Source organism: Acinetobacter sp. ANC 4178, assembly GCF_004331175.1.
Classification (GTDB): Bacteria; Pseudomonadota; Gammaproteobacteria; order Pseudomonadales; family Moraxellaceae; genus Acinetobacter.
Map to the genome: position 1 here is coordinate 492,847 of NZ_SJOD01000001.1, position 14,322 is coordinate 507,168.

At 41.3% G+C, this 14,322-nt stretch carries 17 protein-coding genes; 14 read left to right on the forward strand and 3 right to left on the reverse strand.

Annotated elements, in window-relative coordinates; translation table 11 throughout:
• Nucleotides 1-40 precede the first annotated feature (40 nt).
• From E0H87_RS02330 to E0H87_RS02360, 7 genes are all read left to right on the forward strand, one after another.
• On the forward strand, nt 41-1,048 hold the full coding sequence (locus E0H87_RS02330; RefSeq protein WP_131322029.1) for a sulfate ABC transporter substrate-binding protein: 1,008 nt from the start codon (nt 41-43) through the stop codon (nt 1,046-1,048).
• A gap of 30 nt (nt 1,049-1,078) precedes the next feature.
• A complete protein-coding gene (locus E0H87_RS02335; RefSeq protein WP_131322031.1) occupies nt 1,079-1,684 on the forward strand; it encodes an alpha/beta hydrolase in 606 nt (201 codons plus the stop codon).
• Nucleotides 1,685-1,759: 75 nt separating this feature from the next.
• On the forward strand, nt 1,760-2,593 hold the full coding sequence (cysT, locus tag E0H87_RS02340) for a sulfate ABC transporter permease subunit CysT (protein WP_131322033.1): 834 nt from the start codon (nt 1,760-1,762) through the stop codon (nt 2,591-2,593).
• A complete protein-coding gene (cysW, locus tag E0H87_RS02345) occupies nt 2,590-3,480 on the forward strand; it encodes a sulfate ABC transporter permease subunit CysW (RefSeq protein WP_131322035.1) in 891 nt (296 codons plus the stop codon). Before cysT ends, cysW begins: the two co-directional genes overlap by 4 nt.
• Nucleotides 3,481-3,494: 14 nt before the next feature.
• On the forward strand, nt 3,495-4,556 hold the full coding sequence (locus E0H87_RS02350) for a sulfate/molybdate ABC transporter ATP-binding protein (RefSeq protein WP_131322037.1): 1,062 nt from the start codon (nt 3,495-3,497) through the stop codon (nt 4,554-4,556).
• A gap of 50 nt (nt 4,557-4,606) precedes the next feature.
• Entirely contained in the window at nt 4,607-5,530 is a 924-nt protein-coding gene (locus E0H87_RS02355; RefSeq protein ID WP_131322039.1) for a CysB family HTH-type transcriptional regulator, read from the forward strand.
• 192 nt (nt 5,531-5,722) lie between these two features.
• A complete protein-coding gene (locus E0H87_RS02360) occupies nt 5,723-6,931 on the forward strand; it encodes an OmpP1/FadL family transporter (RefSeq protein WP_131322041.1) in 1,209 nt (402 codons plus the stop codon).
• A gap of 64 nt (nt 6,932-6,995) precedes the next feature.
• Here E0H87_RS02360 and carO read toward each other — a convergent pair whose 3' ends face one another.
• Nucleotides 6,996-7,721: an ornithine uptake porin CarO gene (carO, locus tag E0H87_RS02365; RefSeq protein WP_131322044.1), complete on the reverse strand. Its 726-nt coding sequence runs from the start codon at nt 7,719-7,721 to the stop codon at nt 6,996-6,998.
• A gap of 291 nt (nt 7,722-8,012) precedes the next feature.
• On the opposite strand from carO, the gene dapD reads away from it, so the two are divergent.
• From dapD to E0H87_RS02395, 6 genes are all read left to right on the forward strand, one after another.
• Entirely contained in the window at nt 8,013-8,834 is an 822-nt protein-coding gene (dapD, locus tag E0H87_RS02370) for a 2,3,4,5-tetrahydropyridine-2,6-dicarboxylate N-succinyltransferase (RefSeq protein WP_131322046.1), read from the forward strand.
• Between the two features lie 82 nt (nt 8,835-8,916).
• Nucleotides 8,917-9,627, forward strand: a complete 711-nt coding sequence (gene queE, locus E0H87_RS02375; RefSeq protein ID WP_131322048.1) for a 7-carboxy-7-deazaguanine synthase QueE — start codon at nt 8,917-8,919, stop codon at nt 9,625-9,627.
• Nucleotides 9,628-9,668: 41 nt separating this feature from the next.
• Nucleotides 9,669-10,337: a 7-cyano-7-deazaguanine synthase QueC gene (gene queC / locus E0H87_RS02380; RefSeq protein WP_116759179.1), complete on the forward strand. Its 669-nt coding sequence runs from the start codon at nt 9,669-9,671 to the stop codon at nt 10,335-10,337.
• Between the two features lie 16 nt (nt 10,338-10,353).
• Nucleotides 10,354-10,764, forward strand: coding sequence for a hypothetical protein (locus E0H87_RS02385; RefSeq protein WP_131322050.1), 411 nt, complete (start codon nt 10,354-10,356; stop codon nt 10,762-10,764).
• Between the two features lie 72 nt (nt 10,765-10,836).
• On the forward strand, nt 10,837-11,535 hold the full coding sequence (locus tag E0H87_RS02390; protein WP_131322052.1) for a diphthine--ammonia ligase: 699 nt from the start codon (nt 10,837-10,839) through the stop codon (nt 11,533-11,535).
• 3 nt (nt 11,536-11,538) lie between these two features.
• The gene (locus E0H87_RS02395; protein ID WP_131322054.1) at nt 11,539-11,997 is read left to right on the forward strand and encodes a peroxiredoxin; all 459 of its coding nucleotides are present in this window, start codon (nt 11,539-11,541) and stop codon (nt 11,995-11,997) included.
• A gap of 55 nt (nt 11,998-12,052) precedes the next feature.
• On the opposite strand, the gene E0H87_RS02400 is transcribed toward E0H87_RS02395, so the two are convergent.
• Nucleotides 12,053-12,658 (reverse strand): LysE/ArgO family amino acid transporter, encoded by a 606-nt coding sequence (locus E0H87_RS02400; RefSeq protein WP_131322056.1) that lies wholly within the window; start codon nt 12,656-12,658, stop codon nt 12,053-12,055.
• A 138-nt stretch (nt 12,659-12,796) separates the two neighbouring features.
• Between E0H87_RS02400 and E0H87_RS02405 the strand changes: the two genes are divergently transcribed.
• On the forward strand, nt 12,797-13,708 hold the full coding sequence (locus E0H87_RS02405; RefSeq protein ID WP_131322058.1) for a LysR family transcriptional regulator ArgP: 912 nt from the start codon (nt 12,797-12,799) through the stop codon (nt 13,706-13,708).
• Between the two features lie 39 nt (nt 13,709-13,747).
• Here the strand turns inward: E0H87_RS02405 and E0H87_RS02410 are convergent, their stop codons facing one another.
• On the reverse strand, nt 13,748-14,269 hold the full coding sequence (locus E0H87_RS02410; RefSeq protein ID WP_413773104.1) for a YceI family protein: 522 nt from the start codon (nt 14,267-14,269) through the stop codon (nt 13,748-13,750).
• Between the last annotated feature and the right edge of the window lie 53 nt (nt 14,270-14,322).

Sequence of the window (14,322 nt, forward strand, 5' to 3'; positions counted from 1 at the left end):
GCTCATGTTAACGAACATTTAGAATTATTGAGGTCTGAAAATGCGCTTTTCTACACTTAAACTCGGGGTGGTTGCTGCACTCATTTCAATTACAGCAGTACATGCTTCAGCAAAGGATTTCCTAAACGTGTCTTATGATCCGACACGTGAACTCTATGAAGACTTTAACAAACAGTTTGGACAATACTGGAAAAGTCGTACAGGTCAGGATGTTAATTTCAAACAATCACATGGCGGTTCAGGCAAACAAGCACGTGCTGTAATTGATGGTTTAGATGCCGACGTGGTTACTTTGGCTTTGGCAGCCGATATTGATGCGATTGCAGACAAAACCAACCTGCTCCCAAAAGACTGGCAAAAGAAATTCCCACAAAACTCGACTCCTTACACTTCAACTATCGTGTTTTTAGTCCGCAAGGGCAACCCGAAAGGAATCAAAGATTGGGGCGATTTGGTTAAACCGGGTGTAGATATTATTACACCGAACCCAAAAACTTCAGGCGGTGCACGTTGGAACTATTTGGGTGCTTGGGCTTGGGCTAAACACCAATATGGTTCTGATGCCAAAGCACAAGAGTTTGTTCGTCAAATTTATAAACAAACCAAAGTACTCGACTCTGGCGCACGTGGTGCAACCACAACTTTTGCTGAACGCGGTATTGGTGACGTATTACTGGCTTGGGAAAATGAAGCCTACCTCGCTGTACGTGAGCAACCAGGTAAATTCGAAATTATCACCCCATCTTTATCTATTTTAGCTGAACCACCTGTTGCGATTGTTGAAAAGAATGCACAAAAAGATGGCAATTTAAATCTTGCTAAAGGTTATCTGAACTTCCTGTATTCACCTCAGGGACAAGAGATTGCGGCGAAAAACTATTACCGTCCACGTAATGCAACTGTACTGAAAAAATATTCAACCACCTTTAAGCCATTGAAACTGGTCACAATTGATAAAGAGTTTGGGGGTTGGACCAAAGTTCAGAAACAGCATTTTGACAACGGTGGCATTTTCGATCAGATCGTGAAAACCAATAGCGCGAAATAAGCAGTTATTCAATTACACAGGAGCAACGTCATGATTCATACCGTAATCGTACCTGGGGTAGGTGGTAGTGAAGCTCAACACTGGCAATCATGGTTGCAGCGTAACCTCATGTCTAGCTCCCGTGTACATCAGACCGATTGGAACCAACCTATCCTTAAAAACTGGGTAGACCAATTTACAAAAACACTGCGCCCCCTTCAAAGTGATGTACAAATCGTCGCGCATAGCTTTGGCTGTTTAACGACAGTGGCTGCATTAGCATTGCATCCTGAGCTCAACAAACATGTGAAAAAGTTGATTTTAGTTGCACCTGCCAATCCTGCCCGATTTGGCGAAGCAGGTTTCGCACGTGACAGTAAAACTGATTATCAAGCTTTCTTTCAGCAATTGAAGCTTCATGTGCCAACCACCTTGTTGATTAGTGAAAATGATCCGTGGCTAAACTTTGAAGATGCACAGCAGTTGGCTCGTAACTGGAAACTACAACCCGTGAATTTAGGTCAAGTGGGACATATTAATGTGGCATCAGGTTTTGGTCCATTTCCTGAAATCTATGACTACATTATTCCTGAATACACCATGTCTCGAATGCGTCTGTCTGATGATTATCCGAATTTTCTAAACTATGCACTCTAGAGTCTGCATAATTTAATTTACTGATTATTTTACTGATTTTATTTGATCAGTATTCTCACATTTTGAGGAATTGTCATGTCGCAGCGATCCCGAGTGCTGCCAGGGTTTGGACTTTCGCTAGGTTTTACCCTCGCCTATTTATCTTTAATTGTACTGATTCCACTTTCAGCCGTTTTTATTCGATCTTTAGATATTGGTTGGTCCGGTTTATGGGAAATTTTAAGTTCTGAACGTATCTTAAAAGCCCTACAACTCAGTTTTAGTACCGCACTCTTAGCGGCGGTCATTAATGTCATTTTTGGCTTATTACTGGCGTGGTGCTTGGTTCGTTATCGTTTTCCAGGTAAACGTATTGTCGATGCCTTGGTCGATTTACCTTTTGCCTTACCCACTGCGGTGGCAGGTATCGCGTTAACTTCACTTTATGCACCTACAGGTTGGGTTGGACAATATCTCGATCCTTTAGGGATTCAAGTGGCATACACCCCGATCGGGATCACGCTTGCGCTGATTTTTATTGGTATTCCTTTTGTGGTGCGTACTGTTCAACCTGTATTAAGCGATTTAGAAACAGAACTCGAAGAGGCCGCTTCGGCTTTGGGTGCGAACCGTCTGCAAATTGTGACTAAAATTATTTTACCCATTTTATTTCCTGCACTGCTCACAGGTTTTGCTTTGGCATTTGCTCGTGGTGTCGGTGAATATGGCTCTGTCATTTTTATTGCAGGCAATCAACCATTCAAAACTGAAATTGCACCCCTCATGATTATCTCTCGTTTAGAGGAATATGATTATGCAGGTGCAACCACCATTGCCGTAGTCATGCTGTTAATTTCATTCGCATTGTTATTTTTAATTAACTTATTACAAGCATGGGCAAGTCGTCGTACGGGGAGAACTGCAATATGAGCTTAGTTACCAACAGCAATGCCTTTGCTGAACGCTTACAGTCCCGTGATGCCACCCGTGAACCCGCTTGGGTCCGCTACACTTTATTGAGCATTGCCTTACTTTTTTTCTTAAGCTGCTTAATTCTTCCACTTATTCTGGTTTTTGCAGAAGCCTTTAAGCAAGGGGTTGCGGTTTATATTCAAGCACTGATCGATCCAGATACATTGTCTGCGGTCAAACTCACCTTACTCACCGCTGTAATTGCAGTTCCATTGAATGTAGTGTTTGGCGTAGCAGCAGCATGGTCGGTGGCAAAGTTTAATTTCCGTGGTAAATCACTCCTCACCACCCTAATTGATCTGCCATTTTCTGTTTCACCTGTCATTGCAGGTTTAATGTTGGTACTGATTTTTGGTACCCAAGGCTGGATGGGGAATTGGTTACAGGATCATGACATTAAAATTCTGTATGCCGTACCTGCGATTGTGCTTGCTACTGTCTTTATTACCGTTCCTTTTGTGGCTCGTGAACTTATTCCACTTATGGAAGCTCAAGGTACTGAAGAAGAAGAAGCTGCAATGGTTCTTGGCGCTTCAGGCTGGCAAACCTTCTGGAAAGTTACACTCCCAAATATTAAATGGGGTCTGATTTACGGTGTAATCCTATGTAATGCACGGGCTATGGGTGAGTTTGGCGCGGTATCTGTAGTTTCAGGACATATTCGCGGCGAAACCAATACCTTACCGCTACATGTCGAAATTCTTTATAACGAGTACACCTTTAGCGCGGCTTTTGCAGTGTCCTCCTTACTGGCTTTACTGGCGATTGTCACCTTAATTTTGAAAACTTGGGTTGAATATCGTCAGGAAAAGCAAAACAAAAGTAACAGCAGTTCAGGTCTTTAAATAGGAATGTCCCCATGAGTATTCAAGTCAAAAACATTGAAAAAAACTTTGGTGCATTCCATGCACTTAAAAACATTTCTTTAGATTTCCCTGAAGGTCAATTGGTAGCTTTGCTTGGTCCTTCAGGTTGCGGTAAAACCACCCTGCTCCGTATTATTGCGGGTTTAGAATCCGCTGACGGTGGACAGGTGATTTTAGAAGGTCAAGATGCCACTGATGTACATGTACGGGAGCGCCAAGTTGGCTTTGTATTCCAACACTATGCCCTATTCCGTCACATGACCGTCTTTGACAATATTGCCTTTGGTTTACGTGTTCGTCCGCGTGCAACACGTCCTTCAGAAGCAGAAATTAAAAAACGCGTTACCCGTTTACTGGATTTGGTTCAGTTGGGTTTCTTATCAGACCGTTATCCTGCGCAACTTTCAGGTGGACAACGTCAACGTATTGCCTTGGCACGTGCTTTAGCGGTTGAGCCAAGAGTCTTGTTGCTTGATGAACCTTTTGGCGCACTCGATGCCAAAGTACGTAAAGAACTGCGTCGTTGGTTACGTACCTTACATGACGAATTGCACATTACTTCAATTTTCGTGACGCACGATCAGGAAGAAGCGCTAGAAGTTGCCGATCAAATTGTGGTGATGAACAAAGGCAATGTCGAACAGATTGGTTCGCCTCGTGAAGTCTATGAAAAACCAGCCACACCGTTTGTGTTTGACTTTTTAGGGCAAGCCAACCGCTTTGAAGGACACAATCATCAAGGCATTATTCAACTGGGCGAAGACCGTATTCAGTTAGAAGCAGCACAACATGCACCACATGGCAATGTGGTTGCCTTTGCGCGTCCAAATGAATTACGCATTCATACTCAGCCCCAAGACAATGCAATTCAAGCCACGTTCTTACGTGAAATTTGGATTGCAGGCAAAGTCTTGGCTGAGTTACAAGACCGCCAAGGCAACCTGATTGAAATCACACTCAGCCCAGAAGAGTCAAAATTACATCAATTTAGACCAAATCAAACTGTTTGGTTGAGTGCAACTGCATTACACTTATTCGAAAATCAAGTCGCATAGAGACATAGAGGTGAGGCATAACCACCTCACCCGCTTTAAGGTATAGAGAAATGAATTTCCAACAACTCAGAATTATTCGAGAAACAGTGCGACAGAACTTCAACTTGACCGAAGCATCTGCAGCTTTATATACCTCTCAATCTGGGGTAAGTAAACATATTAAAGACTTAGAAGATGAATTAGGGGTTCAACTATTTATTCGTAAAGGTAAACGTCTACTTGGCTTAACAGAACCAGGACAAGCTTTACTCGGCATTGTAGAGCGTATGTTGGTTGATGCCGACAATATTAAACGTTTAGCCGACGATTTTAATAAAGTGGATGAAGGGACTTTAACCATTGCGACCACGCATACCCAAGCACGATATGTCTTACCACCTATCGTAAACTTATTTAAAAAAGAATTTCCTAAAGTTCATCTGATCCTGCAACAAGCCAGCCCTGTTGAAATTACAGAAATGTTGTTACAGGGTGAAGCCGATATTGGCATAGCCACTGAATCTTTGACTACAGAAGATAATTTAGCCAGTGTGCCATTTTATAACTGGCAACACTGCATTATCACCCCGCAGCAACATGAGTTGGCAAAAAAAGAAACTATTGAATTGACCGATTTAGCGCATTACCCATTAATCACTTATCACGGTGGTTTCACGGGTCGTTCTAAAATTGATAAAGCATTTGAAGATGCACATATCGATGTTGATATTGTGATGTCTGCACTGGATGCCGATGTCATTAAAACCTATGTGGAACTTGGTATGGGCGTGGGTATTGTCAATAATGTGGCGTACGATGCTGAACGTGACTATCGCTTAAAGCAAATTCAAACGGATATTTTTGGCGTTAACACCACTTGGCTTGCAGTACGCAAAGGGCATTTACTTCGCGGTTATGGTTATGAGTTTATTTCACTTTGCTCACCAGAAACAGATATCAAAGCTTTGAAAAAAGTCGCATATCCTGATGAATAAGTATTAAGCTTTGAGGCAATTTTATGAATTGCCTCTTTGTCTTTTCATCGCACTTCGCAACACTAAAATTTACTCTTCAGTAAAATGTAAATCACATAAATCTCTTGCTTCACTCTCTAGAATTCCACACAATAACAATCGCTCGCACACCAAAATAAAGCATCTCATTATAATAATTCAGGATATTTAAATATGTGGGTGATCAGAACCTTTACCACTATGCTTATTTTTATTCCCCCCACATTGCAGGCGGGCGGCATGGAATTCTCTGGACAAGCCATTGGACCTTTCTTTGAGCAAGGTCATTATACTGAAATAACACTAGCTCACTTAAATGCAGATATTTCAGGTCAAGTACAAAACCAAGCTGAATTGGCTGAAATCGGGATCACTGACTTTTCTACAGGAAACTTTGTAGAAGACCGTAACTTTATTCAAGCCGCATTGAAATTCCAGCCTCATCCTAAAATTTCCACTGCGCTTATTTTCGATCAGCCTTTTGGTGTCGATATTCAATACCACTACCGTCCAAATACTGCTCTTGGTCCAATAGACATAGAATCTACAGACATTCATTTTGACAGTCAGAACATTACTACCTTATTTGGCTATCAACTCAACCCTAATTGGCAAATTTATGCAGGTCTGGGTGTGCAAAGCTTTCAAGGTGACTTACAGGTTTTTGGACAAAGTTTCTATTTTTTAAATGGATACCACGCAGAGTTTGAAAAGGATCATGCTCTAGGTTGGCTTGCGGGTTTAAGTTATCAAATTCCAGAATACGCCTTACGCAGTAGTCTCACCTATCGCTCTGCGATTAAACATCAAGTGCATGTAAATGAATCGATTCAGAACCAACCCATTCACTTAACGAGTACACATAAAACTAAGATTGCAACACCTGCTTCAGTCAATCTTGATTTTCAAACAGGGATTTCTCAGAAAAATTTGCTGTATGCTTCACTGCGTTGGGTCAATTGGAGCGACTATATCATTCAACCCATACAGTTTGCCGCCATCATTGACAGTGCTGCGCAATATGCCCCTGAAATTGCCTCATTTAAAATGATTCAATATCAAGATGATCAATGGTCTGGGAAAATTGGAATCGCACATCAATATAACCAGCGTTGGGTTTCAACCTTTGATTTTGGCTGGGATGTAGGTAGTGGCAATACCGCTTCCACCTTAAGCCCCGTAGATGGTTACTACAGCGTAGGACTTGGTGGGCTTTATTACTGGCAACCCCAGTCTTTTTTTGCTTTAGGCACACAATATTTGCGCTTCAATAAAGCCAAAACAGTACAAAGCTCAGCAGTAAATACTAAACTCGCCACCTTATATGCAGTCAATCAAAATGATGCATGGGTCTTTGGTGCCAAAATCGGACATCACTTTTGATTCATACAGGCTTTGGGCATAAAAAAACGGGCTTAATGCCCGTTTTTTGATGAGTAGATGTCACTTAGAAGTGATAGCTTACGCCCAGTTTCGCCACTGGCATCCACGCATATTTATCATCATTACGGATTTTGCTTTCTTCAGCACGTAAATCTTGCTCAGCATTGCCGCCTGCTGCGTTCACAAAGGTACCTTGTTTATCCAACTCTACGGTTGGGTTTCCTGTGTAATAAGCACCGACTTCACCAAATACGCCAATACGATCGGTCACTTTAGGAGAGAAGCCTACACCAACATAAGGAGCAATGGTATTTTTAAAGGACATCTGACCATTTACTGAACCATTATAAGAATAATTGGTTCCGTTAATTTTGATCGTACCGTCTTGAGAACGTTTAGTTAAATCATAGTCATTGTCAATGTATGCGGCACCTGCAGCAACATAGACAGCTTTAGCATACTTACTTTCACTTGTTCCCCAAGGACGAATCTCGGCATTCAAATAAGTCGTATTATTTTTCATGTCTAGATCATATTTGGTGCCATCAACCGAGATATCATCAGTTGTAGAAACATCACCGCCATTGTAACCCAAGCTTACGCCCACATAAGGGTTGGCTGTCCAAGTGACTGCACCACCATAGCCTGTTGTTCCCGCTTCAGCACGTACAGAAGTCGGCATTAGCTGATTAGAAACACGACCATCATTAATTACAGGTTCTTCTGCCATTGCAGTCCCTGCAAAAGCGGTCATTGTTGTTGCAATCGCAATTAAACTTAATTTTTTCATTACTGGTCTCCTCAGAAAATTAAACTTTTAATCGTGAAGCTGTTTTGATGAACTCATGCTAGACCAGAACATCGGTGCTTTTTATGAACGATTTGCTTGGTTTTTGTTAACTTTTGATACATATTTCATGAAATATAGTTTGCAAACACTTATTTGCTTAAAAACTTATACAATTTAACATAAGTTTTTACTGAACTGCCTTAATTATAAATTCCGATGCTAAGACGATTTTTCATCTATTTTTGGGCAAATATAGTGTAAAATCTTCAAAATTTTTTTGGAAGGAAGATCATGTCTCAGCTTTCGACAATTATCGAACAAGCCTTTGAAGACCGTGCCAATTTCACAGCAGCGGACTGTTCTGCTGAAATTCGTGACGCTGTAGAACAAGCTATTGCAGGTTTAGACAATGGCTCATTACGCGTTGCAGAAAAAATCGACGGTGAGTGGGTAGTTCACCAATGGCTTAAAAAAGCGGTATTGTTATCGTTCAAATTAAATGACAACAAACCAATTGAGTCATGCGATCTTCGTTTCTACGACAAAGTTGACACTAAATTCACAGGTTGGACTGAAGAACAGTTCAAAGCGGCAGGTGTTCGCGTAGTACCTCCAGCAGTTGCACGTAAAGGCAGCTTCCAAGCGAAAAATGTAGTATTGATGCCATCATACGTAAACATTGGTGCTTATGTAGATGAAGGCACAATGGTTGATACATGGGCAACTGTAGGTTCATGTGCACAAATCGGTAAAAACGTACACTTGTCTGGTGGCGTAGGTATCGGTGGTGTACTCGAGCCATTACAAGCAAACCCAACCATTATTGAAGACAACTGCTTCATCGGTGCGCGTTCTGAAATCGTTGAAGGCGTGATTGTTGAAGAAGGTTCTGTTATTTCAATGGGCGTATTCATTGGTCAATCAACTAAGATTTTTGACCGTGCAACTGGTGAAGTTCACTATGGTCGCGTACCAGCGGGTTCTGTAGTTGTTGCAGGTAGCCTTCCTTCTAAATGCGGTACTTACAGCTTATATGCTGCCATTATCGTGAAAAAAGTTGATGCGAAAACTCGAGCTAAAACAAGCTTGAACGAATTACTTCGCGAAGACTAATTTTTCAAAATGCTTTTCGGTCTCTACGGTCAGTCATGGTCGTAGAGATTTTTATTTTTCTATTTTGTGGTTATTTTGTACTATGAATACTCTCAGATCTTCGGCTATTCCTGTTTCTGATCCGGCTGCGGGCTTACGCATCACGGAGATTTTCTATTCATTACAAGGTGAAGCAAATGCAGCAGGTCTACCTACGGTGTTTATTCGCCTAACAGGCTGTCCGCTACGCTGTACCTATTGTGATACCACCTACTCCTTTGAAGGTGGCGAGCGCCAATCGCTTGAACACATTATTCAAACCACACTTGATTTTAAAACCCCCTATGTCTGCGTGACAGGTGGTGAACCCCTCGCACAGCCCAATGCTTTACCGTTAATGCAACGTCTTGCAGATCTTGGCTGTGAAGTGTCGTTAGAAACCAGTGGTGCCTTAGATGTTTCTAAAGTTGACCCTCGTATTTCTAAAGTTTTAGACCTTAAAACCCCAACTTCGGGTGAAGAGCATCGTAATTTACTCAGCAATCTTGATTATTTGACGCCACACGACCAAATTAAATTCGTGATTTGCAACCGTGAAGATTATGAGTGGTCAAAGCTACAGGTTGCACAATACCAACTACAGGATAAAGTCAGTACCGTTTGGTTCTCCCCTGCTTTTGCTGTAGAAAAAGGTGCTGTACGCTTACCACAGCTTGCGCGTGACTTAGCGCAATGGATTTTAGAAGACCATCTCCCTGTTCGCTTCCAATTACAGTTACATAAACTGTTATGGAATGATGAAACTGGTCGTTAATTTAGTTCTGTTCTTAAATACATCTATTTGGAGATTTTAATATGCGCCCTCGTGCCATAGTTTTGTTATCTGGCGGCTTAGACTCAACGACTTGTTTGGCTTGGGCGCAAGCACGTTATGAATGTATTGCTATCAGTTTTATGTATGGTCAACGTTCGACCACTGAACTTGATGCTGCTCGTGCATTAACTCAACGTGCTGGTGTAGAACATCGTGTCATTAATATTGATTTAGGTAACTTAGGTGGTTCTGCTTTAACAGATCATAGCATTGATGTACCTGAACAGTTGCAAGAAGGTATTCCTGTAACTTATGTTCCAGCACGTAACACTATTTTTCTTTCCTACGCGCTCGCTGCCGCGGAAGTTTTTGGTGCAGAAGCCATTGTGATTGGCATCAATGCCGTTGATTATTCAGGTTATCCAGACTGCCGTCCCGAATTTATTGATGCTTTTGCCAACATGGCTCGCTTGGCCACCAAAGTCGGTGTTGAAGGAAAACCTCTTAAATTTGAAACACCTCTGTTACATTTATCCAAAGCAAATATCATTCGCTTAGGTATAGAACATGGCGTAGACTATAGTCAAACGGTGTCTTGCTACCAAGCAGATGACCAAGGACGTGCTTGTGGTAAATGCGACAGCTGCCGCTTACGCAAACAAGGCTTTGAAGATGCAGGTGTAGCAGATCCAACACGTTACATACCGTAATTACAGGGTACAGTTTATGAAAAATTTAAAATCAAACATTATTCTTTCTACATTGGTTTCAGCAGCTGCATTGTTCGCAACAGCTTCACATGCTGCTGAATCAAACAAACTACAAGAAGCGTATAAAAGCACCAATGTAAAAGCTGCGTTAATTAATGTTTGTAAAGAAGAAACAGCTAAAGGTAATAAATTATCGAGTGCTGAAGTAAGCAAATACTGTACTTGTGCAGTTGAAGCAGATGGTAAATTAACCAATGCTCAAAAATGGGAAATTCAAAGCGCCATTAACCAAAAGAAAAGCCCTAGCACAATCGCTTTTGTTCAAAAGCAAAATAAAGACTTACAAGCCTGCTTTGGTCCTCAGTTAACGACAAAATTAAAGTCATTATCAGAAGCGGCAATGAAAAACGCACAAGCGAATAAATAATTCGCTCATTGTGAATGAAGCCTGCTTTATGCAGGCTTTTTCTATGTCAAAAAATGAATAGAACTTGAAATTATGTGCAATGAATGGAATACAAACGCTCAAGGTCAAAAATTTGTTGCGTCTTATAGCGGTGGTAAAGACAGCAGTCTTGCCCTCTACCAAGCTATGCAAATGGGTGAAGCCGTTGCACTCATTGTGATGCTTGAAGAACAAGGCTTAAAGTCACGCTCACATGGGATGTCACTCGACATTATTCACGCACAAGCCAATGCGATTGGATTACCTATTTTTACAGCTTCCGCCACTTGGCAAGATTATGAAAGCCATTTTATTCAATTGCTGCAAAAAGCCCAAGCTTTAGGTGCGGAAACGTTGGTCACAGGTGATATTGATTTAATGGTTCATGCTGAATGGAATCAATCTGTTTGCGATAAAAGCCAGCTCAGTTTATGTATGCCACTTTGGCAACGCCCCCGTTTAGACATTGTGCAGGAATTTATTTCACTAGGGTTTCAAAGCATTATTGTGACGGTTAATCTGAACTTAGGTATGAAAATTGAAGATTTAGGACAAATCCTCACGCTTGAATATATTCAGCAACTTGTAGAAAGAGGCATCGACCCGTGTGGTGAAGCGGGTGAATTCCACACTACAGTGATTGATGGACCTATTTTCAAACATGCACTTGGCATTGTGAAAGGTGATATTCTTTATCACGAAAATTACGCCTTTCTACCCCTTGAACTAGAACAACAGCAAATTGAAGGATAAACCATGACGGATACAATTCAACTTCCAAATCAGACTTTCCCTACCACTACAGGTGAAATCAACTTAACTGAAGTACCCACTGAATGGTTAATTGTTTATTTCTACCCGAAAGATTCAACACCAGGCTGTACCACACAAGCCGTTGGTTTTTCATGTTTAAAAGACCAGTTTGATGCCCTGCAAACTACGATCATTGGTGTTTCACGTGATTCAGTGAAAGCCCATCAAAACTTTACTGAAAAGCAGGCTTTAACCATTAATTTAATCAGTGATAAAGAAGAAGTCCTGTGCAAGCACTTCGATGTCATTAAGCAAAAAAATATGTATGGCAAACAAGTCATGGGCATTGAGCGCTCAACCTTTATTTTCCATCAAGGCAAACTGGTTAAAGAATATCGTAAAGTTAAAGCTGCGGGTCATGCAGAACAAGTCCTTGCAGATCTAAAAGCTTTACAAGCCTAAGACTCAAAGCCGCTGTAGTGATCATTCAACTCAGCGGCTTTTATCATTATTAAAATTAAACATTTAAAATTAAAGACAATGCGATACCCCACATAATCAAAGCAATTAACCCATCCAAAACTTTCCATGCTTTAGGATTTTCAAAAACTGGCGTTAATAGTCGTGCCCCATAACCTAAACTGAAAAAGAATAACCATGATGCAGTCATGGTGCCCAGTGCAAAATAGAGTTTGCTCTGCTCAAATTGAGTTGAGATAGAACCAATCAGTACCACTGTATCCAAGTAGACATGCGGGTTTAGCCAAGTTAATGCCAAACACACCATCAAGATTTGACCTAAATTGGTTTCATTTTGCTGTGCTGCATGCAACCCCTGATTCGATTTGAAAGCAGCACGCAAATGTTGCAAGCCATACCAAAATAAAAATAACGCCCCTGCCCATTTCGCCATGCCCAGAACTTCAGGGTAATGCTGAAGCACCACAGAAAAACCTGTGATTCCCAACAAAATTAAAATTGAATCGGACAGCGCACAAACAAAACAGACCCAAAATACAGATTGTTGTTTTAAGCCCTGTTTTAAAACAAAAGCATTTTGCGCCCCAATCGCCACAATCAGACTAAAACCAATCGCGATGCCCTGTAAATACGTTTGTAACATGACTTTTTCAACTCTATTTTTTGCTCCATCGCATTATCAAGGATTTTTTCTTAAACTAAATAAAACTAAAAAAATATCAATTTAACTCAATTTATCTTAGATTAGACCCATAACTTATAATGAGAGCTGAGCTTCGGCATGCTGAATAGTAAACAATGTGACGCATTTTTAGCGGTTGCAGAAACAGGCAGTTTTGATTTGGCCGCCGAACGCTTATGCATTACAGCTTCGGCAGTCACCATGCGTGTACAGAGTTTAGAAAAATCCTTGGGGCATTTGTTGATTGTGCGTGAGCGCCCTTGCCGCACCACTCAGGCAGGCTTATCGTTATTGCACTATTTACAGCACACTCGGCGATTAGAACAGAATCTGTTACAGGACTTAACGGGGCAAACACCTGAATCGCCCTTCTATCAACTCAATATTGCCACCAATGATGATTCCCTTGCCACTTGGTTACTGCGAGCAATACGGGAAACCTTGCTACGTGAAAAAATTGTGGTGCATTTAAAAGTCGATGATCAAAGCCAAACTCACCATTTACTCGAAGCAGGATTAGTCAGTGCCTGTATCACGACTGCACAGCACGCGATGAAAGGCTGCGTAGCTACTCGTTTAGGCAGTATGAATTATCGAATGGTGGCAACCCCTGAATTTACCCGACGTTGGTTTGCCCAAGGCTTAAACCGACAGAACTTAAGAATGGCGCCAGCGGTGATCTATAATGATAAAGACCATCTGCATACCGATATGATTCTGGAAAAATTTGGCTTAAATATTGAGAGCTATCCACACCACTTTATTCCTTCTTCGACGGCTTTTGTAGAGGCGATTGAATATGGGCTAGGATTTGGAATGGTACCAGACTATCAAATTGGGCAACGCTTATATACGGGAGAATGGGTTGAATTATTACCCGATGCTCATATCAATATTCAATTATACTGGCACCACTGGAAGCAACAATCTCCTCCGTTGGCACAACTCACGCGAGATATGATCGACAAAGCGCCAAGCTATATGAATCAGCAAATGAACACTTCTTTTTAATCAGACACCCTGCACGTGAACTAAACACATTCGGTTTAGTCACTCTTTTTTCCATTTTCCAATGACTTGAATATTTACTTTTTCACCAATTCCACCCATGGCTTTTTTCATACCAAAATCGCTACGGCGAATTATAGTATACGCCTCGACATCTAACACATCAGGATTATTCGAATTTGGAACTAATGTGGCATTAAACGAAATGGGATGAGTCACGCCTCTTAAAGTCAAATTGCCGAGAATTTGATAATGATGATCTCCAAGCGCTTTAAATTGAGTGCTGGTAAATATCACTGTTTTATATTTTTCTACATAAAATAAGTCTGGGCCCAAAACCATCTGTTTGAAAGACGGTCTATTCAAGCGGATACTGGTGATATCGAGTATCACCTCGGCTGTGGCTTGTTCAGGTTGTTGCAAATCAAACTGAAGACTGGATTGGACTTTTTCAAACTGACCTTTCACAAAAGTCACGCCAAAAGAGTCAATATGAAAACCAACTTCAGAATCAGCAGTTAAATACCACGGGCTAGCCAATGCAGTTTGAATAGACATAATCATAGCAAACGCATAAATATACCCAGAAACCCGAAGTGGAAATGAAGCCCCATAAG

Coding starts and splice junctions, on each gene's coding strand:
- E0H87_RS02390 (WP_131322052.1), top strand. CDS start 10,837: ATGTGCAATGAATGGAATACAAACGCTCAAGGTCAAAAATTTGTTGCG.
- E0H87_RS02405 (WP_131322058.1), top strand. CDS start 12,797: ATGCTGAATAGTAAACAATGTGACGCATTTTTAGCGGTTGCAGAAACA.
- E0H87_RS02350 (WP_131322037.1), top strand. CDS start 3,495: ATGAGTATTCAAGTCAAAAACATTGAAAAAAACTTTGGTGCATTCCAT.
- E0H87_RS02395 (WP_131322054.1), top strand. CDS start 11,539: ATGACGGATACAATTCAACTTCCAAATCAGACTTTCCCTACCACTACA.
- cysW (WP_131322035.1), top strand. CDS start 2,590: ATGAGCTTAGTTACCAACAGCAATGCCTTTGCTGAACGCTTACAGTCC.
- E0H87_RS02385 (WP_131322050.1), top strand. CDS start 10,354: ATGAAAAATTTAAAATCAAACATTATTCTTTCTACATTGGTTTCAGCA.
- dapD (WP_131322046.1), top strand. CDS start 8,013: ATGTCTCAGCTTTCGACAATTATCGAACAAGCCTTTGAAGACCGTGCC.
- queE (WP_131322048.1), top strand. CDS start 8,917: ATGAATACTCTCAGATCTTCGGCTATTCCTGTTTCTGATCCGGCTGCG.
- E0H87_RS02335 (WP_131322031.1), top strand. CDS start 1,079: ATGATTCATACCGTAATCGTACCTGGGGTAGGTGGTAGTGAAGCTCAA.
- E0H87_RS02360 (WP_131322041.1), top strand. CDS start 5,723: ATGTGGGTGATCAGAACCTTTACCACTATGCTTATTTTTATTCCCCCC.
- E0H87_RS02355 (WP_131322039.1), top strand. CDS start 4,607: ATGAATTTCCAACAACTCAGAATTATTCGAGAAACAGTGCGACAGAAC.
- E0H87_RS02410 (WP_413773104.1), bottom strand. CDS start 14,269: ATGATTATGTCTATTCAAACTGCATTGGCTAGCCCGTGGTATTTAACT.
- carO (WP_131322044.1), bottom strand. CDS start 7,721: ATGAAAAAATTAAGTTTAATTGCGATTGCAACAACAATGACCGCTTTT.
- queC (WP_116759179.1), top strand. CDS start 9,669: ATGCGCCCTCGTGCCATAGTTTTGTTATCTGGCGGCTTAGACTCAACG.
- cysT (WP_131322033.1), top strand. CDS start 1,760: ATGTCGCAGCGATCCCGAGTGCTGCCAGGGTTTGGACTTTCGCTAGGT.
- E0H87_RS02400 (WP_131322056.1), bottom strand. CDS start 12,658: ATGTTACAAACGTATTTACAGGGCATCGCGATTGGTTTTAGTCTGATT.
- E0H87_RS02330 (WP_131322029.1), top strand. CDS start 41: ATGCGCTTTTCTACACTTAAACTCGGGGTGGTTGCTGCACTCATTTCA.